This is a genomic window from Faecalibacterium sp. An58 (genome assembly GCF_002161515.1).
In the GTDB taxonomy this organism is placed as follows: Bacteria; Bacillota; Clostridia; order Oscillospirales; family Ruminococcaceae; genus Faecalibacterium; species Faecalibacterium avium.
Genome location: NZ_NFHX01000002.1, coordinates 19,761 through 45,517, shown reverse-complemented (window position 1 = coordinate 45,517; position 25,757 = coordinate 19,761). Strand labels below are relative to the sequence as shown.

Here is a 25,757-nt window from a genome sequence, read left to right as displayed (position 1 = left end):
CCTGGCGGTGCGGCGGTCCCGGCCACGCTGAGATGAAAGGAGCTATCCCATGAAGAAAAAGACTGCATTGACCATTGCCGGCAGTGACTGCAGCGGCGGCGCCGGCATCCAGGCCGACCTGAAGACCATGACCATGAACGGCGTCTACGGCATGAGCGCCATCACAGCCCTGACGGCCCAGAACACCACCGGTGTGGCGGCCATCCAGGAGGCGGACCCCGACTTTCTGGCCCGGCAGTTGGACATGGTGTTCACCGACATCTTCCCCGATGCGGTCAAGGTGGGGATGGTCTCCTCCTCGGCCCTGATCCGGGTGATCGCGCAGAAGCTGCGCCAATACCAGGCCCGCAGCATCGTAGTGGACCCGGTGATGGTGACCACCAGCGGCTCGGCCCTGCTGGAGAGCGAGGCCGTGGCTGCGCTCAAATCCGAGCTGCTGCCCCTGGCCACCCTGATCACGCCCAACATCCCCGAAGCACAGGTACTGACCGGGGCAGAGATCTGCACCCCCGCCCAGATGGAGCTAGCCGGCCGGCAGCTGTACGAGAGCTATGGCTGTGCCGTGCTGGTCAAGGGCGGGCACAGTGTCAACGACGCCAACGATCTGTTATGGACCCGGGACGGCCCCACATGGTTCTACGGCCAGCGCATCCGGAACCCCAACACCCACGGCACCGGCTGTACCCTGTCTTCGGCCATCGCCTCCAACCTGGCCAAGGGCTATCCCCTGCCCCAGGCCATCCAGCGGGCCAAAGAGTACCTGTCCGGAGCTCTGGCCGCCATGCTGGATCTGGGGCAGGGCCGCGGGCCCATGGATCACGCCTTTGACCTGCACAGCCCCTTTGGGGCGTGAGCAGACCAGCCCAGCCGCACCCACACGAAAGGAGCTATCACCATGCGAACCTATGCGACCCAAATGGAAGCCGCCCGTCTGGGCATCGTCACCCCTGAGATGAAGGCGGTGGCTGCTCAGGAATACCGCACCGAAGAAGAGATCCGCCAGCTGGTGGCCCAAGGCCAGGTAGCCATCTGTGCCAACCGGCTGCACACCTGCCTCAAACCGGCGGGCGTGGGCTCGATGCTGCGCACCAAGATCAACGTCAACCTGGGGGTCTCCCGCGACTGCAAGGACTATGATGTGGAGATGAAAAAAGTGATGCTGGCCGTGGACATGGGGGCCGACGCCATCATGGACCTGTCCTCCCATGGAAACACCCAGCCCTTCCGCCAGAAACTGACCCGGGAGTGCCCGGCCATGATCGGCACCGTACCCATCTACGACAGCGTCATCCACTACCAGCGGGATCTTGCCACCCTGTCGGCCCAGGACTTCCTGGATGTGATCCGGCTGCACGCCCAGGACGGCGTGGATTTCGTCACCCTCCACTGCGGCATCACCCGCAAGACCATCCAGCAGATCAAGACCCACAAGCGCAAAATGAACATCGTCTCCCGGGGCGGGTCGCTGGTCTTTGCGTGGATGAGCATGACCGGCCAGGAAAACCCCTTTTATGAATATTTCGACCAGATCCTGGATATCTGCCGGGAGTACGATGTCACCATCTCGCTGGGAGACGCCTGCCGTCCCGGGTGCCTGGCCGACGGCAGCGATGTGTGCCAGATCGAAGAACTGGTCCGGCTGGGCGAACTGACCCGGCGGGCCTGGGCCAAGGACGTCCAGGTGATGGTAGAAGGCCCCGGCCATATGCCCATGGATCAGATCGAGGCCAACATGAAGATGCAGCAGACCCTCTGCATGGGCGCCCCCTTCTATGTGCTGGGCCCCATCGTCACCGACATTGCCCCCGGCTACGACCACATCACGGCGGCCATCGGCGGCGCCATGGCTGCGGCGGCAGGAGCCGCCTTCCTGTGCTATGTGACCCCGGCGGAACACCTGGCCCTGCCCAATCTGGAAGACGTCAAGCAGGGCATCATGTCCGCCCGCATCGCAGCCCATGCAGCCGATATCGCCAAAAAGGTGCCGCACGCCCGGGACGCCGATGACGCCATGGCCGATGCCCGCCGCACCTTCGACTGGGACAAGCAGTGGGAGTGCGCCATGGACCCCGAGACCGCCAAGAGCATCCGGGCCGACCGTTCCCCCGAATTTGAGGACAGCTGCTCCATGTGCGGCAAATTCTGCGCGGTGCGCAGCATGAACAAGGCCCTGAACGGAGAGTACATCGATATCCTCTGACCGGAAAAACCAAAATCATTTCAAGCAAAAGACCTCTGCCCGTCAAAAGGCAGAGGTCTTTGATTTGGACCGGACCGCGCACGGCACAGGCCAACGATATAGAGAAATGGCTTTTTATCGCTGTTTTATCAGCCTGTGCGGCGTTTTTTGTCCAGACGCATTTTGTCGGCGATCATGGCGATGAACTCGCTGTTGGTGGGCTTGCCGCGCAGGCTGTGGACGGTGTAGCCGAAATAGTGGTTCAATGTCTCCACGTCGCCCCGGTCCCAGGCCACTTCAATGGCGTGACGGATGGCGCGTTCCACCCGGCTGGCGCTGGTGTTGTTCATCCGGGCGATCTCCGGATACAGGCGCTTGGTCACCGCGTTGATATAATCGGGATCGTTCATGGTCAGCAGGATTCCGTCCCGCAGGAACTGATAGCCCTTGATATGGGCCGGCACCCCGATCTGGTGCAGGATCTCGGTCACCGTCATCTCGTCGCTGTCTGCACTGGAATAGGCAGGCTGGCGGTTGCGTCCGGCCGCCGCTTTCAGCACACGGGCCGCGAGGATGTTCTCATCGAAAGGCTTGACAAAGTAGTAGGAGAACCCCGCATCCAGCAGCTCCTGGATCACGTTCTCACTCTGAAAGGCCCCTGTCACAAAGAAAGCTGTGCTCAGCTCCCCCGCGGTGTTGTAGCGCTGCTTGACCGTCAAAGCATCCAGCCCGGGCATAAAGGCGTCCAGAAGCACCACATGGGGACGAAGCACCAACATTTTCTGCAGTACCTTTAAACCGTCCTTTTCCACCACGGTCACTTCAATGCCTTTCTGCTCCAGCGCTTCCCGGCATAAAGGGGTGACATCCGGCCCCGTATCAGACATCAAAAATCTCACTTTGTCCATGATCGTTCCTCCAGCATGTGTCAAAAGGTTTCACAGCGGCAGGGCCGCCCGCGCCCGACAGGGCTGCGGACAGTCCGTGGAAATGTCCCAGCACAATGGATTTTACCATAATTTCCCAGTTACTTCAACAGTATAAATTGGCAATTTTTGGAAATTACAGTCATCTGCCAACCGCCTTTTGTCCTGCAGCACAGCTTCGACAGGTTACGATCCGATCATCGACAAAAACTCCGCCTCGCTGAGCACCGGCACACCCAGCTGGCGGGCCTTGTCCAGCTTGCTGCCGGCGGCCTCGCCTGCCAGTACATAGGCTGTCTTTTTGGACACCGAGCTGCTGGCCTTGCCCCCGTTCTGAACGATCATCGCCTCGGCTTCCTTGCGGGAAAGGGTGGGCAGCGTCCCGGTCACAACGATGGTCTTGCCGGCCAGTTTATCGGTGCGGACCTGGCCCTGCCACCGCATATTCACTCCCTGGGCGGCCAGACGCCGCACCAGGTCGGCAGTCCCCTCCCGGGCGAAGAACTCCACCACACTCTGGGCCATCACCGCGCCAAATCCGTCGATCTCACAGATCTGCTCTGCGGTGGCGGCGGCCACTGCCTCCATCGTGCCAAAGTGACCCGCCAGCAGGGCGGCGGCCTTGTCGCCGATGTTCCGGATCCCCAGGCCGAACAGCAGCTTGTCCAGGTTGTTCTCCTTGCTGTGGGCGATGGCCGCCAGCAGGTTGTCGGCGCTCTTGTCCTTGAACTTGTCCAGGGTCAGCAGCTGCTCCCGGGTCAGGGTATACAGGTCTGCGGCCGAGCGCACCAGGCCCCGGTCCACCAGTTGGGTGCATACCGCCACTCCCAGCCCGTCGATGTCCATGGCATCCCGGGAGGCAAAATGGATCAGGTTGCGCAGGGCCTGGGCGGGGCACTCGGGGTTGACGCAGCGCAGGGCGGCCTCATCGGCCAGATGGGCCACAGGCGCCCCGCAGCTGGGACAGACGGCAGGCATCTGCCAAGGCTGCGCCTCCGGAGCGTGGGCGGTCACACCGATCACCTCGGGGATGATCTCCCCTGCCTTCCGCACCTGGATGGTATCCCCGATGCACAGACCCAGCTGCCGGATAAAGTCCTCGTTGTGCAGCGTCGCCCGGGACACGGTGGTGCCCGCCAGGGTGACCGGCTCAAAGGAAGCCGTCGGGGTCAGCACACCGGTGCGGCCCACCGCCACCTCGATGTCCAGCAGTTTGGTCTCCTTGACCTCGGGGGGATACTTGAATGCGATAGCCCACCGCGGGAATTTGGCGGTGGAGCCCAGCTGAGTCCGCTGGGCCAGGCTGTCCACCTTGATCACCGCGCCGTCCATGTCGAACCCCAGGGCTGCACGCTCTGTGCCGATCTGTTCGATCTCCGCAATGGCGTTCTCGATGTTGTCCACCAGGTGATACCGGGGAGACACCGGCAGCCCCAGCTGTTTCAGATAGTCCAGGCTGGCGGCATGGCTGGTCAGCTCCATCCCCCGCACCTGCTGCACATTGAAAATGAAGATGCCCAGACCGCGGCTGCCTGTCACCTTGGGGTCTTTCTGGCGCAGACTGCCGGCGGCGGCGTTGCGGGGATTTTTGAACGGGGCCGCCCCCTGCAGCTCCTGTTCCTCGCATAGCTTCTGGAACGCCCTGTGAGGCATATACACTTCACCGCGCACCTCCAGATAGGCGGGGGCCCCTTCCTTCAAAGTCTTGGGGATGCTGCGGATGGCCCGCACGTTGGGGGTCACATCCTCCCCTACCTCGCCGTCTCCCCGGGTGGAGGCCCGTACCAGCTGGCCGTTCTCATACTCCAGGCTGCAGGACAACCCGTCGATCTTGATCTCTACCACGTACTGTGGCTGGATCCCTGCGTCCCGCACACGGCGGTCAAAGTCCCGCAGTTCGTCGTAGCTGAATGCATCCAGCAGGCTCTCCATTTTGACCGTGTGGGTCACCTTGGCAAAGCGGCCGCTGGGGGTGCCGCCCACGTGCTGGGTGGGGGAATCGGGGGTGACCAACTGAGGGTACTCCGCCTCGATCTGACGCAGCTCCCGCATCAGGTCGTCGTACTGGAAATCCTCCAGCTGGGGGGCGTCCTGGTCGTAGTACAGGCGGTTGTTGTATTCGATGACCCGCCGCAGCTCCTGTGCACGCTGGCGGGCCTGTTCCAGTTCCATCATAGATCCTCTCCTTCCGCCCCGGCAGCCGGGGCCTCTCTTACATAATACCATAAAACGCCCGGGAAGGGAACGTTCCAACCGGAATCCATCTCTTTTAAAAATGTGACCCGCTCACAGGGAAGGTTGACTTTCCCGCCGTCCCATGCTATGATTAGCACATACAAACCACACGGCTGCACCCGCAGCCTTTTGACCATACACAGGAGGTTCTTTGCCATGGATCAGAAAGTTTATGAACTGCTCAACGCCCAGATCAACAAGGAGTTCTACTCCGCCTACCTCTATCTGGAGATCGCCAACTACTATGACGCCAAGGGCCTGGACGGCTTTGCCAACTGGTACGAGATCCAGGCCAAGGAAGAACAGGATCACGCCATGCTGTTCTACCGCTACCTGCACAACAACAGCCAGCCGGTGGTGCTGGACACCATCCAGAAGCCCGAGACCAACTTCACCGACCTGATCGGCCCTCTGAAGGCTGCCCTGGGCCATGAGAAGTATGTCACCAGCCTCATCAACGCCATCTATGCGGCTGCTGTGGAGGCCAAGGACTACCGCACCGTCCAGTTCCTGGATTGGTTCATCAAGGAGCAGGGCGAGGAGGAAAAGAACTCCGCCGACCAGATCACCAAGATGGAGCTGTACGGCGGCGACGCCCGCAGCCTCTATATGCTGAACAGCGAGCTGCTGAGCCGTACTTACACCGCACCTTCCCTGACTTTGGACTAAGGTGTATCTGAAAAAACGCAACGCTGTTCCATTCTGCCAAAAACGCCCATCTGCCTTGCATTTGGGCATTTTGACTTCAGATACACCCTAAAAGCAAGCCGTTCATCCGCATCCGCGCCCCCGTTCCTCTGCGAACGGGGGCTTTTTCTGTCGATGCAAAAAAGGTCCCTCTTGCGTTGATTTTGCATCTACGTGAGAGGGACCTCTTTTTCGCTTCTCCGAAACGTCATCCGGCACCGCCCGGGGGTATGCAAACAGACAGACCCGATCGGCGCTTTGGGTGATTGTGAATCACCAAGCGTTATACGATTCGTATTATCGCACTTTTTATGGTCGTTCCTGCGTTGTTTTTAAACAAAAGCGCGCGGCACAGGCTTTTGCACCTGCGCCGCGCGCCGGAATGTAGTAACTTTATGTTTCAGACAGGAAGAGCCTCAGCCTGCCGGCCGGCCTCTCCCCTGCCCTGCATCAGATCGAAATGGTATTGCAGACATCCAGCAGCACCGGGTCCAGACCCTTGGTCATCTCCAGGGCCTCGTCCACCGGGTAATCCACCAGCTGTTCGCCGCGCATACCCACGATGCGGTTGTACTTGCCCTCATCGATCAGGCAGACGGCGCGGTAGCCCATGGCCGAAGCGTTCACGCGGTCCCGCAGGGTGGGCGAGCCGCCGCGCTGCACATGGCCCAGGATGGTGGCGCGGGAGTCGATGCCGGTGCGCGCCTGGATCTCGTTGGCGATCTCCTGGGCGTGGCCCACACCCTCGGCCACGATGATGATGAAGTGGTTCTTGCCGGTCTTTTTGGTCAGCTCGATCTTGTCCAGGATGTCCCGCTGCATATCGAACTCATATTCGGGCAGCAGCACAGCCATGGCGCCCGAGGCGATGGCCACGTTCAGTGCGATGTAGCCGGCGTTGCGGCCCATGACTTCCACGACGCTGCAGCGGTCGTGGCTCTGGGTGGTATCGCGCAGCTTGTCGATCATCTCCATGGCGGTGTTCATGGCGGTATCATAGCCCACCGTGTAGTCGGTGCAGGCGATGTCGTTGTCGATGGTGCCGGGCAGGCCCACCATGGGGATGCCGCGGTGCGCCAGCTCACGGGCGCCGCGGTACGAACCGTCGCCGCCAATGACCACCAGCGCGTCGATGCCCAATTCACGGCACTTGGCCGCGCCCTTGTCCTGACCTTCTTTGGTCTTGAACTCCAGGCAGCGGGCCGTGTAAAGGATGGTGCCGCCGTCCTGGATGATGTTGGACACGCTGCGCAGGTTCATCTCATAGCACTCGCCGTTCAGCAGGCCGTTGTAACCGCGCTGGATGCCGATCATCCGGTAGCCTTTGTGGATGCCGGTGCGCACGACGGCACGCACCGCGGCATTCATGCCAGGTGCATCGCCGCCGCTGGTCAGCACGCCGATGGATTTGATCTGTTTCTCCATAGTAGAAACCCTCCCATTCACATATTTCCCTTTTTGCCAGGGCCTTCTGGCCCTCTATGCTTTGGTCCTTCTTATCCATAGGCTGCGTGCCGGGACCCTGCCGCCCCAGCCGCGCCCGCAGCAAAGACCCGTCCCGCCGCAGCTGCAGCGGAACGGCCCCTTTGCCTTATTACAGACATTATAACACATTTCGCCCGGTTTGGGAACAGGGCACCCGTTTCGATTCACTCACATACATGTTATTTTGTTGCAACATTTTCAGCCCCCAGCAGCCGGCCCAGTTCCTGCATCAAAAGCGGATGGCCCGAGGTATACAGCCGGCGGGGGGCCGCCAGCTTCTTTTTTTCGTCCTCCAGATACAGCACCACCGGCATATCCCCGTCAAAGATCTCCAGCAGGTTGACCACCTTCTGATAGACCATCCCCTTGCGGGAGGGCAGGCGCAGGTACAGCCGTTTGGGCGCTTCCCGCAGCGGGTCGGGGCGGTAGCCGTCGGGCCGGGCAGGATCGTACCGGTCGATGGGGGTGACGGTCTCGGCCATCAGCTTGGCCGGCTCGTCCTCCCGCACCGACAGCCTCCCTTCGATCACCACCACGGCGTTTTCCTGCAGGGCGTCCCGGTAGGTATCCAGCACCCGGGGAAAGACGATCACTTCCATGGTGCCGGTCAGGTCCTCCACGCTGGTGAAGGCCATCATCGAGTTATTCTTGGTGGTCATCATCCGGTTTTTGACCACCGTGCAGACGATCTTGACCCGGGTGTTGTCCAGCTGGTGGGCGTCCTCCCCGGTCAGCATCTTGATGCTGTGGGAGGAAAAGCGGGCCGACTGCTCCCGATAGGCGTCCAGCGGGTGGCCCGACAGGTAGAGCCCGCTGACCTCCTTTTCCATCCGCAGCAGCTCGCTGTGGGTGTATTCGGGCAGAGCTTTCATCTCATAGCCTTCCTGGGGAGCCGGGCCGTCCCCGCCCGCCATCACCGAGAACAGGTCCAGCTGGCCTTCCAGGTTCCGGCGCGCGTCGTTTTCCACGCTCTTGAGGATCCCTTCCACCGCTTCCACCTGGCTGTGGCGGGTGGCCCCCATCCCATCGAAGGCGCCCGCCTTGATGAGGCACTCCAGGGCGCGGCGGTTCAGCTCGCTGCCATGCATCCGGCGGCAGAAATCGTACAGGCTGCGGAACGGCTCTTTCTCTCGCTCCTTCAGCACCCCTTCGATCAGATTGCGGCCCACATTCTTGACCGCGTTCAGCCCGAAACGGATCTTCCCCTCCCCGTCGGCGGTGAAGCCGCCCGCCGACCGGTTGATGTCAGGGGGAAGCACCTTGATGCCCAGGCGCGCGCATTCGGCGGTGTACTCGATCACCTTGTCGGTGTTGTCCAGCACACTGGTCAGCAGCGCCGCCATGAACTCGGCGGGATAGTGGCACTTGAGGTAGGCGGTCTGGTAAGCCACATAGGCATAGCAGGCCGCATGGCTCTTGTTGAAGGCGTAGGAGGCAAAACTGGACATCTCGTCGTAGATCTCGTTGGCCACCTGCTCGGAGATGCCGTTGGCCACGCAGCCGGGGCACTCATGGCCCGGCTCGGTGCAGCCGTGGACGAAGTGTTCCCGCTCGGCCTCCATCACGTCGTGTTTCTTCTTGCTCATGGCCCGGCGGACGTTGTCGGCCTGGCCGAACGAGAAGCCTGCCAGCTCCCGGAAGATCTGCATCACCTGCTCCTGGTAGACGATGCAGCCGTTGGTGACGTCCAGGATATGGGCCAGCTGGGGGGTCTTGTAGCTGATCTTGTCCGGCTGATGGCGGTTGCGCAGATAGGTGGGGATGGAGTCCATCGGCCCGGGGCGGTACAGGCTGATCAGAGCGATGACATCTTCCAGGTTCTGGGGCTGCAGGCCCATCAGCACCTGCCGCATCCCCGTGGATTCGAGCTGGAACACGCCCTCGGTCTCGCCCCGGCCCAGCATTTCATAGGTGGCCTTGTCGTCGTAGTCCAGGCCGGACATACGGAAGCCGGGGTCCTTTTTCTGGGCGGCGGTCTCGGCGTCCCGGATGACCGTGAGGGTGCGCAGGCCCAGAAAATCCATCTTGAGCAGGCCCAGCTCCTCGATCTCGGTCATGTTGAACTGGGTCACCGGCAGGCCGTCGTTGGTGGCCAGGGGCAGGTAGTGATCCACCGGCTCCGGGGTGATGACCACCCCTGCCGCATGGGTGGATGCGTGCCGGGGCATCCCCTCCACCTTGGCGGCCGTGTCGATCAGCTCCCTGACCTGCGGGTCGATGTCGTAGAGCTTTTTCAGCTCACCGGACACCTCCAGCGCCCGCTTGAGGGTCATCTTGAGCTCCATGGGCACCAGCTTGGCCACCGTATCCACGCTCTGGTAGGGCAGGCCCATCACCCGGCCCACGTCCCGGATGGCATTGCGGGCGGCCATGGTGCCGAAGGTAACGATCTGGGCCACATGGTCCGAGCCGTATTTCCGGTTGACGTAGTCGATGACCTCCTGCCGCCGCTCGTAGCAGAAGTCCACATCAAAGTCGGGCATGCTCACCCGCTCGGGGTTGAGGAACCGCTCAAAGATCAGGTTGTAGCGGATGGGGTCAATGTCGGTGATGCCCACACAGTAAGCGGCGATACTGCCCGCGCCCGAACCGCGCCCGGGACCTACCGGGATGTTCTGGCTTTTGGCAAAGTTGATGTAGTCGAAAACGATCAGATAGTAGTTGGTATACCCCATCGACCGGATGACGCCGATCTCATAGGACAGCCGGTCCTTATTGGCCTGGGGCACCTGGGGGCCGTACCGGCGCTCCAACCCCTCCCAGCACAACTTCTCAAAATAAGCCTGGTTGTCCATCCCGTCAGGGGCCTTGTAGTAGGGGATCTTGGTGTGCCCAAAATCAAAATCGAAATCACACTGCTGGGCGATCCTGACCGTATTGGCGCAGGCCTCGGGGACCACGGCGAACAGGTCGTACATTTCCTGCGTGGTCTTGAGGTAGAATTCGTCGGTCTGGAACTCCATCCGGTCGGCGTCCTGGATGGTCTTGCCCGTCTGGATGCACAGCAGGATCTCCTGAACCCGGGCGTCCTCCCTGCGCAGGTAGTGGGCGTCGTTGGTGGCCGCCATGGGGATGCCGGTATCCCGGGACAGCCGGATCAGCTGGGGAAGCACCGTTTCATCCTCGGCCAGGTTGTGGTCCTGCAGCTCGATGTAGTAGTTGCCCGGGCCGAACAGATTATTATACCACAGGGCTGCGGCCTTGGCCCGCTCATAATCCCCTGCCAGCAGGGCCTGTGGGACTTCTCCCGCCAGGCAGGCCGACAGGCAGATCAGGCCCTCGTGGTACTGCTCCAGCAGCTGCTTGTCCACCCGGGGCTTGGAATAGAACCCCTCGGTGAAGGCTGCCGACACCATCTTGATCAGGTTGCGGTAGCCCGTCTCGTTCTTGCACAGCAGGATCAGATGGTTGTTGCCGTCGATCTTGTTCACCTTGTCAAAGCGGGTACGGGTGGCCACATAGACCTCGCACCCGATGATGGGCTTGATGCCCGCCTTTTTGGCGGCCTTGTAGAACTGGACGCAGCCGTACATCACGCCGTGGTCGGTGCAGGCAATGGCGGTCTGGCCGCACTCCTTCACCCGGTCCATCAGCTGGTCGATGCGGCAGGCGCCGTCCAGCAGGCTGTATTCGGTGTGGACGTGCAGGTGCACGAACCCCTGTCCGTCTGCTTGGGTCTCGCTCATGATGCGGGTCTCCCTCCTTCCCTTCTGGTCCGCAGGTCGGCGGACAATTCCTCCAGCCGCTTGAGGCGGTGGGCCAGCCCCGACTTGCTGGGCCGCGGCTCCATCTTTTCACACAGGGCCGCCAGGGACAGCTCGGGGTACTCCAGCCGCTTGACGGCGGTCTGCCGCAGAGGCTCGGGCAAGGTATCCAGAGCGCCCTGCTGCTGCAGATAGCGCAGGGCCTTGATGGCCGAAGCGTTGGCCCGCACCGTCTTGCCCAGGTTGGCGGTCTCGCAGTTGATCGAGCGGTTGACGCGGTTGCGCACCGACTTGACCGCCTGCTGGGTGCCCATCAGGCCGGCGGCCTGGCCGGCCCCCATAAAGACCAGCAGCGCCTGGATATGGGCGCAGGCCTTGAGGTAGATGACATTCACCCCTTTGCGGCGGCTGCGCCGGGGGCCGAACTCGTGCTCGGCCAGCAGAGCCTCAAAATCCCGCGCCAGATTGGTGCGGGGGGTGGTAAACTCCAGATGGTAGCCCTTTTGGGGATCGGTGACGGTGCCGCAGCACAAAAAAGCCGCCCCCACATAGGCGCTGACGCTGCGGGGGGTGCGGATGAGCGCAGGGTCGATCTGCAGACTGGGTTCGGCGCCGGTGGTGCCGAACAGGGCGTGCATCTGAGCCACCGGACCGGCCTGGTCGATCTTGAATTCATAGACGGGGCCGCTGGCGTGTTCCCGGCAGCGGATCTGCCCCTGGATGCCGCAGCAGGCAAAGCACTGCTGGGCATAGAGGGCTGTCTCCTCCTGCTCGGTCTGGATCACCAGACCCCTGGTGTCGAAATGTTTGGCAAAACAGGCCAGCCCATAACAGGCCGCCCGGACGTCGCTCTCACTGGTCAGTGCGCGCCGGGCGATCTCGCCCCTGGCCCCGGAAGCAAAGCTCATGCTTTGGTCTACTCCTTTGTTTCTGTTCAGCGGGCGGCGTCGCGGTGCTGGATGCTGACGGCATAACCCTGCTGCTGGCAATATTCCGCGATCTTGCGGGCAAAGGTGATGGAGCGGTGCTTGCCCCCGGTGCAGCCCACCGCAATGGTCAAGGCGCTTTTCCCCTCCTTGACATAGAGAGGCAGGGCGTAGGCCAGCAGGTATTCGATGCGGGCCAGCAGTTCCCGGGACTGGGCAAAGCTCATGACATAGTCCACCACTTCCTGCTCCATGCCGGTCTTGTGCTTGAGTTCGGGCACATAGAAAGGGTTGGGCAGGCAGCGCACATCCAGCACCAGGTCCGCCTCCCCCGGCAGCCCGAACTTAAAGCCGAAGGACATGACGGTCAGCCGCATGGCGGCCTTGGCCCCGCCGCCCGGCACAAACAAATCACAGATCCGCTCTTTGTTCTGGGCGGTGGACAAAAGGCTGGTGTCGATGATATAGTCGGCGCGGTCCTGCAGGGGACGCAGGATCTCCCGCTCCTTGGCCAGCGCTTCCTGGGTGGAGATGTTCTCGGCCAGGCTGATGGGATGGCGGCGGCGGGTCTCCTTGTAGCGGCGGCGCAGCACATCGTCCGATGCGTCCAAAAACAGGATCTTATAGGGGGTCTGCTGCAGGTCCAGCTGGTCCAGCGCCTCCAGGATCTCCTGCTGCGAGTGGCACCCGCGGACATCCATCGAGATGGCCACCCGGTCCAGCTGGCTGTCGCCCGCCCGGGAAAAGGCCACGATCTTGGGCAGCAGCCGGGCCGGGATGTTATCCATACAGAAAAAGCCGATATCTTCCAGCGCATTCATTGAGACAGATTTGCCCGAGCCCGAAAGCCCGCTCACGATCAACAGCTCCATAGCCGCCTCCCCGGTTCCTTTCAGCATTCCACTACCCGGATCTCTTTTTCCAGGGTATAGCCGGTCTGTTCCTTCACGATCTGCTGCACTTCCCGGCACAGGGCCAGCACATCCGCACAGGTGGCGCCCCCCAGATTGACCACAAAACCGCAGTGTTTTTCACTGATGGCAGCCCCGCCGTGGCGGTGGCCCCGCAGGCCGCACTGTTCGATCAGCGCGCCGGCAAAGGCGCCCACAGGCCGCTTGAAGGTGCTGCCTGCGCTGGGTTTGTCCAGGGGCTGCTTGTCGCGGCGGCGGCCCATCAGTTCATCCATCCTGGCGCGGATGGCCGCCGGGTCCCCTGCCTCCAGCCTGACCTGTGCCGACAGGATGCAGCCGCCGTTCGATTCAAAAATGCTGTGGCGGTAGCCCAGATCCAGACCCTCGGCGGGGGCCTCCTCGATCTGCCCTTCGGCGGTCAGATACCGCACCGAGAGCAGGACGTCTTTCATCTCGCCGCCATAGGCGCCCGCATTCATATACACTGCGCCCCCCACCGTGCCGGGGATGCCATAGGCGAACTCCAGCCCGGCAAGGCCGACCTCCCAGGCGGCGGTGCACAGGGCGCTCAGGGGCAGGCCGGCCGGAGCGGTCAGGGTGTTCCCTTCCCGGCGAACGCCGCCCTTCATGCCGGCCAGGCAGATGACCGCGCCGGCCCAGCCCTTGTCTCCAAACAGGACGTTGCTGCCGTTGCCCAGGATGTAGTAAGGCACCGCAAGCTCCCTGCACAGGGCCACGGCGGCGCACAGCTGCGCCTCGTCCGCAGGCTGTACAAACACGGCCGCCGGCCCGCCGATTTTAAAGGTGGTGTGGCCTGCCAGAGGTTCCTGTTCCCTATAAGGCAGGGCGGCTGCCTCCAGCCGCTCCTTCAATGTCTGCATCTGCTCCAAAATTCCACTCCTCAGTCCATGGTGGCATCCAGGCCCAAACGGATCAGCAGCTCCTTGGCTGCATTGTAGCCCATCTTCTTCTGGCGGTTGTTGATGGCCGCAGTTTCCAGCACAACGGCCAGGTTGCGCCCGGGAGACACCGGGATGGCGGTGCTGGGGATCTTGACCCCCAGGATCTCGTAATACTCCGTCTCCAGGCCGGTGCGCTGGTAGTTCTTGCTGGGGTCCCAGGCCTCCAGCTGCACCACAAAGTCCACCGTCTCGGTCACCTTGACGGCACCCACGCCGTACACCCGGGCCACGTTGACGATGCCCACGCCCCGCAGCTCGATGAAGTGGCGGATGTTCTCGGGGGCGGTGCCCATGATCTGCCGGTTGGACACCTTGCGCAGCTCGACGGCGTCATCCGCCACCAGACGGTGGCCCCGCTTGACCAGCTCGATGGCCAGCTCGCTCTTGCCGATGCCGCTGTCGCCCAGGATCAGGATGCCTTCGCCGTACACCTCCACCAGAACGCCATGGCGGGTGATGCGGGGCGCCAGCTCCATATTCAGCACGCTGAGCAGGCTGCCCATCAAAACGCAGGTGGCCTCATTGGAGCGCAGCAACGCCACCTTATATTTCTGAGCCAGCTCCAGCATCTCGGGGAACGGGGCCAGCTCGTCGCTGCGGGAGACGATCACCGCCGGGGGCATGGCCCCAAACAGGTGGTCCAGCGCTTCATAGCGGCGCTCGGGGGTCTGCACCGACAAAAAGTTCATCTCGGCCAGGCCCATGATCTGCAGCCGCAGGTTGTCAAAATACTCATAGTACCCTGCCAGGAACAGGCCCGGGCGGTTGACCTCCGCGATCTCCACATGGATCTGACTGAGCTCGCGGGGGGTGTAGACCACCTCCATGTTGACCCGCTCAGACAGTTTGGCCAGCGATACGGTAAAATTTTCCATCCTTATATCCTCCCTGGTAACAGGCTGTGCAGTCTGTCCGTTTCGGTCGGGATTTGCAGGCTGTGCGCAATTTCCCATTTTTTATATTATAATCAAAACAGGACGGGATTACAATTCCCCCGCCCGCAATTTTCACCGCTTGTACAAAAGGGGCTTTGCCTGTATACTATATTGGGAAAGTCGGTATTTATGTAAGATTTTCTTTACTTTAATTTTACATTGGGCCGATTTCGCATTTTACATCCCAAGGACTATACTCAGAACAGGTACAGGTAAATTTTTTGTAAAACCGCAGAAACGAGGACAGAACATGAACATTACGCACGTATTTTCCCTGCTTGGCGGCTTGGCATTGTTCCTATATGGCATGGATCTGATGGGAAAATCCCTGGAGCGGCAGGCCGGCAGCCGGCTGCAAAAGATCCTCAGCCGCCTGACCGACAACCCCTTCAAGGGCTTTCTGCTGGGCCTTGCGGTCACCGCTGTGATCCAGAGCTCCAGCGCCACCACCGTGATGGTGGTAGGCTTTGTCAACAGCGGCATCATGCAGCTGCACCAGGCCGCCGGCATCATCATGGGCAGCAACGTGGGCACCACCGTCACCAGCTGGCTGCTCAGCCTCACCGGCCTGGAGGGAGACAGCCTGCTGATCCAGCTGTTCAAGCCCTCCACCTTCAGTCCGCTTTTGGCGTTCATCGGCATCCTGCTGTTCATGTTCGGCGGCGAGAAGAAAAAAGGGATCGGAGGTATCCTGATCGGCTTTGCCATCCTGATGACCGGCATGACCGCCATGTCCGACGCCGTCTCCCCGCTGGAGAATGAGCCCTGGTTCACTGAACTGTTCGTTCGCTTCTCCAATCCCGTTCTGGGCGTGCTGGTGGGCGCTTTGGTCACCGCCGTGATCCAGAGTTCCAGCGCCAGCGTGGGCATTCTGCAGGCCCTCAGTTCCACCGGCGTCATCACCTACGGCAGCGCCATCCCCATCATCATGGGCCAGAACATCGGCACCTGCGCCACCGCCCTCATCTCCTCGGTGGGCACCAACAAGAACGCCCGCCGTGCGGCCATGATCCACCTTTACTTCAACGTCATCGGCGTGACGGTCTTTCTCGTCCTTTTCTACGGCCTCAACGCGGTGTTCCACTTCAGCTTCATCACCGACGTCATCGCCCCCTGGGGCATCGCGGTGGTGCACACCGCCTTCAATCTGGGGGCCACTGCCCTGCTGCTGCCCTTTACCGGGCTGCTGGAGCGTCTGGCCTGCCTGACCATCCCTGACGATGAAAAGAAGGAAAAGTTCGCATTGCTGGACGAGCGTCTGCTGAACACCCCCTCGGTGGCGGTGGAGCAGGCCCGTTCGGTTACCTCCGAGATGGCGGAAATGGCCCGTTCCGGCGTCCTCCAGGCCATGAGCCTGACCCACCGGTGGGACGCCGACCTGGCCCAGAAAGTGCGGGAACAGGAAAAGCAGGTGGACCGCTACGAGGACGCGCTGGGCACTTACCTGGTCAAGCTGTCGGGCCACGAACTAAACCACGAGGACAGCCAGCAGGTAAACACCCTGCTGCATACTATAAGCGATTTTGAGCGGATCAGCGACTATTCGGTCAACCTGCTGCTGTCGGCCCAGGAGATCCACGACAAGGAGATCACCTTCTCCGCCGATGCGCAGGAAGAGCTGAGCGTGCTGGAAGATGTGGTGCAGGATCTGCTGAACCGCACCACCGAGGCCTTCCGCCAGAACGACCTGCACCTGGCCAGCAAAGTGGAACCCATGGAGTCGGTGCTGGGCGAACTGGCGCGGGCCATCAAGGCCCGGCACATCGCGCGGCTGCAGGCGGGCAGCTGCTCGATCCACTATGGCTTTGTGCTGGACGACCTTCTGACCAGCTACTCCCGCATCTGCGCCCATTGTAGCAATGTGGCGGTGGCCCAGATCGAAGTGGCCCAGGACAGTTTTGATACCCACGCATACCTGTCCGACCTGCGGCACAACAAGGCCGCTGAGGAGAGCAAGGCCTTCCAGCGGCGTGTGGACCGCTACCGGGCCCGGTACAGGTTTCCCCAGGATGAGGCAGCCGGCGGCGGACCGGCCGACAAGAAGGAGGAATTTTGATGATCTACATTGTTGAGGACGACGCTTCCATCCGGGAACTGGAGCAGTACGCGCTCCAGTCCAGCGGATACGATGTCAAGTCGTTCGAGGAACCCGAGGCCTTCTGGCAGGCCATGCGGATCACTGAGCCGGAGCTGGTGATCCTGGATGTCATGCTCCCGGGGGAGGACGGCTTTTCGATCCTGAAAAAGCTCCGCGGCACCCCTGCCCTGCGCCAGCTGCCCATCATCATGGTCACCGCCAAATCCAGCGAGCTGGACACGGTGCGGGGGCTGGACTGCGGCGCCGACGATTATATCACCAAGCCTTTCGGCATCATGGAGTTCCTCAGCCGCGTGCGGGCCGCTCTGCGGCGTTCGGCCCCGCCGGCCAAACCCAACGTCTATACCTTCCACGAGCTGATGCTGGACAACGCCCGCCACAGCGTGACGGTCAACGGCACTCCGGTGGACCTGACCTATAAAGAATACAGCCTGCTGCGCCTGCTGCTGGAAAACACCAACCTGGTGGTCACCCGGGAGACCATCCTGCAGGTGGTGTGGGGCACCGACATTTCGGTGGAGAGCCGCACGGTGGATATGCACATCCGTACCCTGCGCAAAAAGCTGGGCAGCGCCGGCAGCTATATCCTGACTGTGCGCAAGGTGGGCTACAAGCTGGCAGACAGTGAGGAGGGCGTCGAAGAATGAAGACCCGCAGCATGGAGGAGACCATCTGCCGCCGGCTGTACCTGATGGGCCTGCTCAGTCTGGTGCTGGCGGTGGCAATGTGCGTCTTTGTCTTTCACAGGGCCTTTACCATGCAGGCCTGGCGTGCCCTGGAGAACGAATCCTCCATCGTGGCCGCCCAGTACTCCTACGACCCCAAAGGACTCAACGCCCTGGACCTGAACAACGTCCGGGTGACCCTGATCTCTCCCGCGGGCGAAGTGCTGTACGAATCCACCGAGGCCGACGAACAGGAGCAGATGGAAAACCATCTCTCCCGCCCCGAGGTGCAGCAGGCGTTCGCCGGCGGCTCCGGCCAGGACATCCGGGATTCCGCCACCACCGGCTATGAGACCTATTACTATGCGGTGCTGCTCCCGGACGGCAACGTCCTGCGCACCAGCCAGGATGCCGAGACCATCTGGTCCCTTTACAACGCGGCGCTGCCCGCCATTCTGGTCAGCTGCTTTGTGATCATGGGCATCGCCGCCCTGCTGGCCGGGTTTTTGACCCGCCGGCTGGTGCAGCCCATGCTGCGGATGGCCGAAGATCTGGACCATATCCAGGAGAACGTCCCTTACCGGGAACTGGTCCCCTTTGCCGACGCCATCTATTCCGACCGCAGTATGCGGGAGAGCAACGAAAAAATGCGCCAGGAGTTCACGGCCAACGTCAGCCACGAACTCAAGACGCCTTTGACCAGTATTTCGGGCTATGCCGAGATGATCGAGACCGGGCTGGCCCGTCCTGAAGATGTGGCCTCCTTTGGACAGAAGATCCACAGCGAGGCCAGCCGGATGCTCCGCCTGGTGAACGACATCATCCAGCTGTCCCATCTGGACGCCTCGGGCAGCACCCATGACTCCCCTTCCATGGAGCCGGTGGACCTGTCGGTGATCGCCAAAGAGTGCGCCGAGCGCCTGATGGTCAACGCCCGCCGCTCCTATGTCACCCTGAGCTGCAGGGGGGAGAGCGTCCAGGTGATGGGCTCGCCCAGCCTGCTGGAGGAGCTGTGCCAGAACCTGTGCGACAACGCCATCCGCTACAACCGGCCGGGGGGCAGGGTGCTGCTGGAGACCGGCTGCACCAAAGAGGGCCACCCCTATCTTTCGGTCCAGGACAACGGCATCGGCATCCCCAAGGAGGCGCAGTCCAGCGTCTTTGAGCGGTTTTACCGGGTGGACAAGAGCCGCAGCAAAGCCACCGGCGGCACCGGCCTGGGGCTGGCCATCGTCAAACAGATCGCCCGCATCCACAAAGCCCGCATCCGCCTGGAAAGCGAGGTCAACGCAGGCACCACCGTCACCATCACCTTCGAGGCCATCCATTGACCCTTTCAGTATACCTTCACGCTTGTCCGCAGCTGCGGGCAGGCGTTTTTTGCTGGGTCCAGGGCGGCGCCGGGTCCCAGCGCCAGGGCCTGCCGGGCGCCCAGTCCCAGCAGATCCTGTCCGGCTGCCCAGCGCTCGGTCAGCAGCCGGCTGCATACGCTGCCCAGACGGTCCAGCATTTCCTGAGTGGGGGCGGCGCTTCCCGGGCCGGTCTGGCAGTCCAGCCGGACCGCAAAGCTCCCCTCCTCCGTCCTTTCCACGCTCAGCAGCGGACGCCGCAGGATCAGAGGCCGCTCCCCCAGCCAGAAGGCAAACGACTCTCCGCGGCCGGTCAGCAGCCTGTAAGCGGCGGTGGGCTCCGCCTCCCACAGCGCCTGTTCCCGCTCCGAAAGGAACAGTCCCTCCGGCAAAAGGACCGCGCCTCCCTCCCCCAGATCCAGCACCGGCAGCAGCAAAGCTCCCTGGCTGCCCGCCTCGTACAGCCGGGGGCTGGCCTTCCGGGCCTGCTTGAGGGTCTGCAGCAGCCCGGTCAGCAGCGAACCGCCCTCCTCCGTCTCCTCGGAGAGCTGGGCGCAGGTGAAGGTGCAGGCCGCCACCAAAGCGCTGGTCCGGCCGCAGCGGCGCTCCAGCACCAGCGCCTCATAGCTGCGCAGGGCATCCCAGCCGCCGCCGGGCATCAAAAGCAGATGGTCGCACAGGCGGTAGTTGGGGTCCAGGGGAAGGGCGCTCTCCGCGTTCTGCATGGCGCGCTCCAGGCTGCTCCCCTGGGCCGCCGCAAAGCGGATGCCATCCGAAGCCTCCGCCGAATCCGCCGAACCCTCGGGGGCCTGGTACAGCAGCCCCACCGTCCAGCCCGAAGGGCCCGGCTCCAAAAGCAGAGCGCGCACCATACTTTTGGCGGCGGTGTCGCTGCGGGCAAAGGCGAGACAGAACACCCCCAGCAAAACCGCTGCCAGGCAGCGCAGGGCTCGGTTTGGCATCCAGGCCACCTCCTCATCCGTTTTTCTCAGTATGCGCAGGGGGCGGCGGAATATGCGCCCATTGACCCGCCCGCCGGGCTGTGCTACACTGGAATCAGTAGTTTGTGACCAAAGGAGGAATGCCCTATGCAATACGATTTCACTTCCATCCTGGACCGCAGCGGCAAAGACGCCCTGGCACTGGACAGCCTGGGCCGTAACCCCGGCTTTGCCCCTGATGCGCCCCAGCCCGGTTTCGACCCCATCCCCATGTGGGTAGCGGACATGAACTTCCCCACCGTGCCCACCGTTCCCCAGGCCCTGATCGAGCGGGCCAGCCACCCCGCTTACGGCTATTTCAGCCCCACCGACGCCTATTATGACGCCATCATCCGCTGGCACGTCACCCGCAACGGATGCGACCCCGCCCTGCTGACCCGGGACTGCATCGGCTACGAAAACGGGGTGCTGGGCGGCGTGGTCAGCGCCCTGACCAGCTTTGCCAACCCCGGCGACCCGGTGCTGGTGCACAGCCCCACTTACATCGGCTTCACCAAATCGCTGTCCAACAACGGTTTTTCCATCGTCCACTCTCCCCTGGTGCGGGATGCGCAGGGGGTCTGGCGGATGGACTACGACGATATGGCGCGCAAGATCCGGGAGAACCACATCCATGCAGCCATCCTGTGCAGTCCCCACAACCCCTGCGGCCGGGTATGGGAGCGCTGGGAGCTGGAGCGGGCCATGGAGATCTACAAGGCCAACCACTGCGTGGTCATCTCGGACGAGATCTGGTCCGACATCCTGCTCAACGGTCACAAGCACACTCCCACCCAAAGCATCAGCGCTGACGCCCGCAGCCGCACCATCGCCCTGTATGCCCCCAGCAAGACCTTCAACCTGGCGGGTCTGGTGGGCAGCTACCACATCATCTACGACCCCTATCTGCGGGACCGGTGCCGTGCCAAGAGTTCCAAGTGCCACTACAACGACATGAACGTCCTGTCCATGCATGCGCTGATCGGCGCCTACCAGCCCGAAGGCTATGTCTGGGTGGACGAGCTGTGCCAGGTGCTCAGCGGCAACATCAACTTTGCCTGCGACTACATCCGCGACCACTTCCAGGGTGTGGAGGTGTCCAGGCCCGAGGGCACCTATATGCTGTTTGTGGACTGTTCGCAGTGGTGCCAGGCTCACGGCAAGACCATCGAGGACGTGGAAAAGGCCGCCTGGGCGGTGGGCGTAGCCATCCAGGACGGCCGGATGTTCCATGGCCCCTGCTCGGTGCGGATGAATCTGGCCCTGCCCTTCTCCCGGGTGGAGGAGGCCTTCCACCGGCTGGACAAATACGTCTTCAACGCATAAAGCCGGACGCACGCTAAAAGGCCCGGATGCATACAGCATCCGGGCCTTTGTTTGTGGTGCGGGAGAAGAGGGTCGAACTCTCACTCTTTCGGAACTGGTGCCTAAAACCAGCGCGTCTGCCATTCCGCCACTCCCGCATGGAGACAGCCGGCACAGCGTTTTTCCGGCTTCTCAGATACACCCTAGTCTACCAATCCGGGCGGGAATTGTCAATCCATATTTTTGCCGCAGAAAGCGCCCTGCTGCCGGGAAGGCGGCCGGGCGCTGTTTTTTCAGATATTTTTTTCGACGTCCTGCCAGTAGGGATTGTGCGCCAGCTCGGCGTCCGGGCCAAAAAAGGCCTCCCCCGCCTGAGCATCTCCCTGCAGCCAGTACATAAACCAGGCGGTCATGTAGCCGTCCGCCCAGGGCAGCATCTCGGCGTGGTCCGCTCCCATGCGTCGCGCCCGCACCTTGGGGGTGGCGTCGGGGATGTTTTTGTAGTTTTCCTCCTGGGACCACAGGGGCGAGATGGACAGCTCCTGGGCCTGCTGGGCCACCTCGTCGGTGCCGCCCCCGCCCGCATCCAGCAGGCCGGTGCCTGCCGCCATCAGGTATGGGATCCGGATCTGGGAGACATCGTATGCCCAGTTCAAGGTCTGGGCGTAAAGGCTGGAAGGGGTACTGGCGGTGTACAGCGCTTTGTAGCGGAAACCATTGTCCTGTGTTGTCACCGCGTTGATGGCTCCGATGGCCCCCTGGGAGTGCCCCGCAGCGCCCACCCGTTCCAGGTCCAGCTTGTGGTAAAAGACGGTGCTGGGGTTCTCGTTCAGGTCCTCCAGCAGCTCGATGCCGTCATCGGCGTCGGCGCCGCTCCAGGAATTCTGCTGTTCGTTGCCCACCACCACAAAGCCCCAGGAAGCCAGGTGCTCAAAGATGGGGGTATAGCGGGAGGCCGCCACCCCGGTGCCGTTGCACATCATCACAACGGGCCAGGTCCGGTCCTGCTCTGCCATAGCCTCGGGATACCAGATCTCATACCGGCCCACCGACAGAAGATCCGCCGCCGGGTACTCGGCATAGGCCACCTCATAGTCCCCCATGGCGGTGTACTTTTCTTCCAGAGGGCCGCCGGTGACGGTCTGGACGTAATAGTCCTGCGCCACCGAAGGGGCGTCCGTTTTCCAGTCCTCCACCGCCCCCAGTACTGCCACCGCCACCGTTGCGGCAATGGCGATCCGTTCCAATGTTTCGATCATCGTTTCACCTCATGCATCATGTTGCAGCGTCCGCAGCAGCCGGTCGATGCCGGCCCGGTCGGCCAGGCCCAGGCTGAAAGCGGTGGCGCTGCCGCAGGCCGTTCCCAGCCTGAGGGCGCAGGCATAGTCGCCGGACTGCAGCCAGCCGGCCAAAAAGCCCGCCAGCATACTGTCCCCTGCCCCCACGCTGTTGACCACCCGGCCCTGGGGACAGCCCATCCGGTGGACCGCGCCTGTCTCGTCCACCAGCAAAGCGCCGTCCCCCGCCATGCTCACCAGCACATTGCGGGCGCCCTGCTGCTGCAAATCGCGGGCCGCCGCTTCGATCTCCGTTTGGGTGGTCAGAGGCCGGCCCGCCAGGGCGGTCAGCTCGCAGTGGTTGGGCTTGATCAGGAACGGCCGTGCCGGCAGCACCGCCGCCAGCGCTTCCCCAGCCGTGTCCACGGCCGCCCGGATGCCCCGGCCCGCCAGCCTGTCCAGAATGCGGCGGTAAGTATTGGAGGGCAGGCCGCCCGGCAGGCTGCCGGCCAGCACCAGGATGTCTCCCTCCCGCAAGGCATCCAGCTTGGCATACAGCTGCTCCATCGCCTCGGGTGTGATGTCCGGGCCGCGTCCGTTGAGTTCCGATTCGGTCTGCGCCTTGATCTTGACGTTGATGCGGGTCATCCCGCCGGGCAGATGGATCCAGTCGCTGTGCAGGCCCTGCGCCTGCAGTCCCTGCTCCAGCCAGCTGCCGGTGGCTCCGGCCACAAAGCCCAAAGCCACGCTGGGACAGTCCAGACGGGCCAGCATCAGGGATACATTGATCCCTTTGCCGCCGAACTGGTAGTCCTCCTGCGCAGAACGGTTGACCTGCCCCGGCACAAAAGGCCCGTCGGTCCGGACCACATAGTCGATGGCAGGGTTAAACGTTACGGTGTAGATCATGCTGCGTCCTCCTTGGGGTGCGTCCGGCCAGGCGCAGGAACACCGCACCCGGTATCCGTGCCATCCGGCTTTTCCGATCCGCCCCAGAGCTTTTTGGATTTCCTCTATTGTACCAGTCTGCCCGGTCCCTGTAAATAATCTTGGGCAAAATTCACAAATGGCAACCCTAGCCCTTTCTCTTTCCGGGCGGATGTGTTAGAATCAGGACAATGAATCCATGTCAAGGAGGAGATCCCGATGCCCTTCACCGACCGAAGCATCCTGCAGGCCGCCATGGCACAATCCGCCATCGATGCGGCCTGCCGCCCGGAAGACTTTGCAAAGCAGGAAAACGTCATCGTGTTGTCCAAAGCAGACCCGCGGGCCCGCAAATATCTGAGCCTGCCCTTTGACTGTCACCTGATCTCTTACGGAAGCAACATCGTGGCGTCGGTCCGTGCGGACTGCCGCCCCATTGTGGAGCCGTTCATCCGCAGCTATCCGGCCGAGCACTGTTTCGAGACCCCCAACCTCCATGTATTGAACGACGCCCTGCAGCAAAAGGGGCTGCGGGTCTGTTTTATGGCGGAATACTTTCTGCCCAGACTGGAGCGGCTGCAGCCTCTGGACTGTCCCCTTCCCTGCAGAGAGCTGCATCCGGAGGACTTTGCCCCGCTCTACACCGATGCATGGAGCAACGCCCTCTGCGCCCGGCGCAAGGAACTGGACGTCCTGGGGATAGGCGCTTACGATGGCGGTCGTCTGGTGGGGCTGGCTGCCTGCTCGGCCGACTGCGACTCCATGTGGCAGATCGGGATCGACGTACTGCCCGCATACCGCCGTCAGGGCATCGCCTCCGCCCTGACCAGCCGGCTGGCACTGGCCATCCTGGAGCGGGGCAAAGTCCCTTTTTACTGCGCCGCCTGGTCCAACATCAAATCGGTGCGCAACGCCATACGCAGCGGCTTCCTCCCCGCCTGGGTGGAACTGACCGCCAAAAGCGTCTCCTTTGTGGATGAGCTCAACCGCCGGGGCGCTTCCTCCGTGTCCGGCCTCTGAAAGGAGCACTGCCATGAATCCTCCTCTCCTGTGGACCATGCGCCTGGCCGCCGTGGCCCTGCTGCTGGGCAGCTTTCCGGTACGGCAAGTCTGGGGCCCCGTCCCCTGTGACATCATGCGGCTGGGCGGTTTTCTGCTGGTGCTCCTGCTGGCTGTCCGGGCATGGATCGCGTGGCGGGGCAAGCCCGGCCCAAAGCAGGGCACCCTGGGCCGCAATCTTTTCTTTTTGTCGGGGTCCCTGTTCTTTCTCAGCGGGTGGCTGGGCGGATCGCCTTCTTTTTATGCGGTAGGTTTGTGCTTTTTTGTCCTGGGGCTGAACGCCGGCCGGGAGGACAAATAGGCCGTTTACAATCCCCGGTGCGGGTGTTACAATAAGCACAGCACACAGGATAGGAGGTGTGACGTATGAAACAGGGCCTTGATGCCGCTCCATGCAAAGCCTGAGATCTTTTGCATGGAGCCTATGCACGATCCCGGGACTTTGCAGTTCTGTTGCCAAGCCACAGATCGCAAAGGAGGATCAAGATGCACAAACAGATCATCGACCTGGACAGCTGGGACCGAGGCCAGCTTTTTTCCTTTTACATCCATGAAATGCCCATCGTCATGAGTCTGACGGTGGATGTGGACGCAGCGCCGCTCGTTTCGTTTGCAAAGCGGCACGGCCTGCGGTTTTACCCCGCCATGATCTGGGCGGTTTCCAAGGTGGTCAACGCCCACGACGAGTTCAAATACGGATGGGACCCGCAGGGCCGTCTGATCCGGTGGGACTGCGTCTTTCCCAGCTACGCCGATTTCCATAAGGAGGACCAGCGGTTCACCAAGCTGGTCACCCCCTACACAGAAGACCTTTTTGCCTTCCACGCCCGCTTTCTTGCGGACAAGGAGCGCTTTGCACAGGACCGGGGCATCCTGCCCGGCCAGCCCCCCAACTTCTTCGATGTGTCCTGCCTGCCCTGGGTGCGGTACCGCCATTTCGACGTCCACGTCTTTGACCAGGGCCGGTTCCTGGCCCCGGTGATCACCTGGGGCCGCTTCGAGCCGGAGGGCAGCAAGCTGGTCCTGCCCCTGACCATGAATATCCATCACGCCGTGGCGGACGGGTTCCATCTGTCCCGGTTCTTTAACGAGGTGCAGCAGCTCATTTATACCATGGCCTGACCTCAAGTTTCCCCGCAAATCACAC

General features: G+C 62.3%; 21 protein-coding genes and 1 tRNA gene. 10 read left to right on the top strand and 12 right to left on the bottom strand.

Annotation, left to right across the window (positions count from 1 at the left end; all coding sequences use genetic code 11):
• Nucleotides 1-49 precede the first annotated feature (49 nt).
• Nucleotides 50-853 carry a bifunctional hydroxymethylpyrimidine kinase/phosphomethylpyrimidine kinase gene (thiD, locus tag B5G12_RS02610; protein ID WP_087323614.1) on the top strand — a complete coding sequence of 268 codons (804 nt, stop codon included), beginning with the start codon at nt 50-52 and terminating at the stop codon, nt 851-853.
• A gap of 42 nt (nt 854-895) precedes the next feature.
• Entirely contained in the window at nt 896-2,200 is a 1,305-nt protein-coding gene (gene thiC / locus B5G12_RS02605; RefSeq protein ID WP_087323612.1) for a phosphomethylpyrimidine synthase ThiC, read from the top strand.
• 128 nt (nt 2,201-2,328) lie between these two features.
• On the opposite strand, the gene spo0A is transcribed toward thiC, so the two are convergent.
• Both spo0A and ligA read right to left on the bottom strand, forming a co-directional pair.
• Nucleotides 2,329-3,087, bottom strand: coding sequence for a sporulation transcription factor Spo0A (spo0A, locus tag B5G12_RS02600; RefSeq protein WP_087232070.1), 759 nt, complete (start codon nt 3,085-3,087; stop codon nt 2,329-2,331).
• Nucleotides 3,088-3,291: 204 nt separating this feature from the next.
• Nucleotides 3,292-5,277 carry an NAD-dependent DNA ligase LigA gene (gene ligA / locus B5G12_RS02595; protein ID WP_087323862.1) on the bottom strand — a complete coding sequence of 662 codons (1,986 nt, stop codon included), beginning with the start codon at nt 5,275-5,277 and terminating at the stop codon, nt 3,292-3,294.
• A gap of 219 nt (nt 5,278-5,496) precedes the next feature.
• Here ligA and B5G12_RS02585 point away from each other — a divergent pair, with 219 nt between their 5' ends.
• Complete coding sequence (locus B5G12_RS02585; protein WP_087323608.1) at nt 5,497-6,009, top strand: ferritin; 513 nt, start codon at nt 5,497-5,499, stop codon at nt 6,007-6,009.
• A gap of 468 nt (nt 6,010-6,477) precedes the next feature.
• Here the strand turns inward: B5G12_RS02585 and pfkA are convergent, their stop codons facing one another.
• The 6 genes from pfkA to hprK all read right to left on the bottom strand — a co-directional run bounded on the left by pfkA (nt 6,478) and on the right by hprK (nt 14,890).
• Nucleotides 6,478-7,452 (bottom strand): 6-phosphofructokinase, encoded by a 975-nt coding sequence (gene pfkA / locus B5G12_RS02580; protein WP_087232079.1) that lies wholly within the window; start codon nt 7,450-7,452, stop codon nt 6,478-6,480.
• 239 nt (nt 7,453-7,691) lie between these two features.
• Nucleotides 7,692-11,198, bottom strand: a complete 3,507-nt coding sequence (locus tag B5G12_RS02575) for a DNA polymerase III subunit alpha (protein WP_087323606.1) — start codon at nt 11,196-11,198, stop codon at nt 7,692-7,694.
• Nucleotides 11,195-12,124, bottom strand: a complete 930-nt coding sequence (gene whiA / locus B5G12_RS02570; protein ID WP_087323604.1) for a DNA-binding protein WhiA — start codon at nt 12,122-12,124, stop codon at nt 11,195-11,197. The genes B5G12_RS02575 and whiA overlap by 4 nt, the downstream gene beginning before the upstream one ends.
• Before the next feature lie 26 nt (nt 12,125-12,150).
• Complete coding sequence (rapZ, locus tag B5G12_RS02565) at nt 12,151-13,014, bottom strand: RNase adapter RapZ (protein WP_087232177.1); 864 nt, start codon at nt 13,012-13,014, stop codon at nt 12,151-12,153.
• A 20-nt stretch (nt 13,015-13,034) separates the two neighbouring features.
• On the bottom strand, nt 13,035-13,934 hold the full coding sequence (gene murB / locus B5G12_RS02560; protein WP_087232180.1) for a UDP-N-acetylmuramate dehydrogenase: 900 nt from the start codon (nt 13,932-13,934) through the stop codon (nt 13,035-13,037).
• Nucleotides 13,935-13,954: 20 nt separating this feature from the next.
• On the bottom strand, nt 13,955-14,890 hold the full coding sequence (gene hprK / locus B5G12_RS02555; RefSeq protein WP_087232088.1) for an HPr(Ser) kinase/phosphatase: 936 nt from the start codon (nt 14,888-14,890) through the stop codon (nt 13,955-13,957).
• A gap of 310 nt (nt 14,891-15,200) precedes the next feature.
• Between hprK and B5G12_RS02550 the strand changes: the two genes are divergently transcribed.
• From B5G12_RS02550 to B5G12_RS02540, 3 genes are read left to right on the top strand one after another with little or no spacing between them, the layout of a single operon-like run.
• On the top strand, nt 15,201-17,006 hold the full coding sequence (locus B5G12_RS02550; protein ID WP_087323602.1) for a Na/Pi cotransporter family protein: 1,806 nt from the start codon (nt 15,201-15,203) through the stop codon (nt 17,004-17,006).
• Nucleotides 17,006-17,695 (top strand): response regulator transcription factor, encoded by a 690-nt coding sequence (locus tag B5G12_RS02545; protein WP_087323600.1) that lies wholly within the window; start codon nt 17,006-17,008, stop codon nt 17,693-17,695. The genes B5G12_RS02550 and B5G12_RS02545 overlap by 1 nt, the downstream gene beginning before the upstream one ends.
• On the top strand, nt 17,692-19,044 hold the full coding sequence (locus B5G12_RS02540) for a sensor histidine kinase (protein ID WP_087323598.1): 1,353 nt from the start codon (nt 17,692-17,694) through the stop codon (nt 19,042-19,044). The genes B5G12_RS02545 and B5G12_RS02540 overlap by 4 nt, the downstream gene beginning before the upstream one ends.
• 5 nt (nt 19,045-19,049) lie before the next feature.
• Here the strand turns inward: B5G12_RS02540 and B5G12_RS02535 are convergent, their stop codons facing one another.
• A complete protein-coding gene (locus B5G12_RS02535) occupies nt 19,050-20,024 on the bottom strand; it encodes a hypothetical protein (RefSeq protein ID WP_087323596.1) in 975 nt (324 codons plus the stop codon).
• 126 nt (nt 20,025-20,150) lie between these two features.
• Here B5G12_RS02535 and B5G12_RS02530 point away from each other — a divergent pair, with 126 nt between their 5' ends.
• Nucleotides 20,151-21,368: a MalY/PatB family protein gene (locus B5G12_RS02530; protein WP_087323594.1), complete on the top strand. Its 1,218-nt coding sequence runs from the start codon at nt 20,151-20,153 to the stop codon at nt 21,366-21,368.
• Nucleotides 21,369-21,422: 54 nt separating this feature from the next.
• Here the strand turns inward: B5G12_RS02530 and B5G12_RS02525 are convergent.
• The 3 genes from B5G12_RS02525 to pfkB all read right to left on the bottom strand — a co-directional run bounded on the left by B5G12_RS02525 (nt 21,423) and on the right by pfkB (nt 23,533).
• Nucleotides 21,423-21,505: transfer RNA gene (locus B5G12_RS02525), tRNA-Leu, on the bottom strand.
• A 135-nt stretch (nt 21,506-21,640) separates the two neighbouring features.
• A complete protein-coding gene (locus tag B5G12_RS02520; protein ID WP_087323592.1) occupies nt 21,641-22,606 on the bottom strand; it encodes an alpha/beta hydrolase in 966 nt (321 codons plus the stop codon).
• Between the two features lie 9 nt (nt 22,607-22,615).
• A complete protein-coding gene (pfkB, locus tag B5G12_RS02515) occupies nt 22,616-23,533 on the bottom strand; it encodes a 1-phosphofructokinase (RefSeq protein ID WP_087323590.1) in 918 nt (305 codons plus the stop codon).
• Between the two features lie 237 nt (nt 23,534-23,770).
• Here pfkB and B5G12_RS02510 point away from each other — a divergent pair, with 237 nt between their 5' ends.
• The 3 genes from B5G12_RS02510 to B5G12_RS02500 all read left to right on the top strand — a co-directional run bounded on the left by B5G12_RS02510 (nt 23,771) and on the right by B5G12_RS02500 (nt 25,732).
• Nucleotides 23,771-24,571 (top strand): GNAT family N-acetyltransferase, encoded by an 801-nt coding sequence (locus B5G12_RS02510; RefSeq protein ID WP_087323587.1) that lies wholly within the window; start codon nt 23,771-23,773, stop codon nt 24,569-24,571.
• Between the two features lie 13 nt (nt 24,572-24,584).
• Nucleotides 24,585-24,911, top strand: coding sequence for a hypothetical protein (locus B5G12_RS02505; RefSeq protein WP_087323585.1), 327 nt, complete (start codon nt 24,585-24,587; stop codon nt 24,909-24,911).
• Between the two features lie 185 nt (nt 24,912-25,096).
• A complete protein-coding gene (locus B5G12_RS02500; protein WP_087323583.1) occupies nt 25,097-25,732 on the top strand; it encodes a CatA-like O-acetyltransferase in 636 nt (211 codons plus the stop codon).
• Nucleotides 25,733-25,757 lie beyond the last annotated feature (25 nt).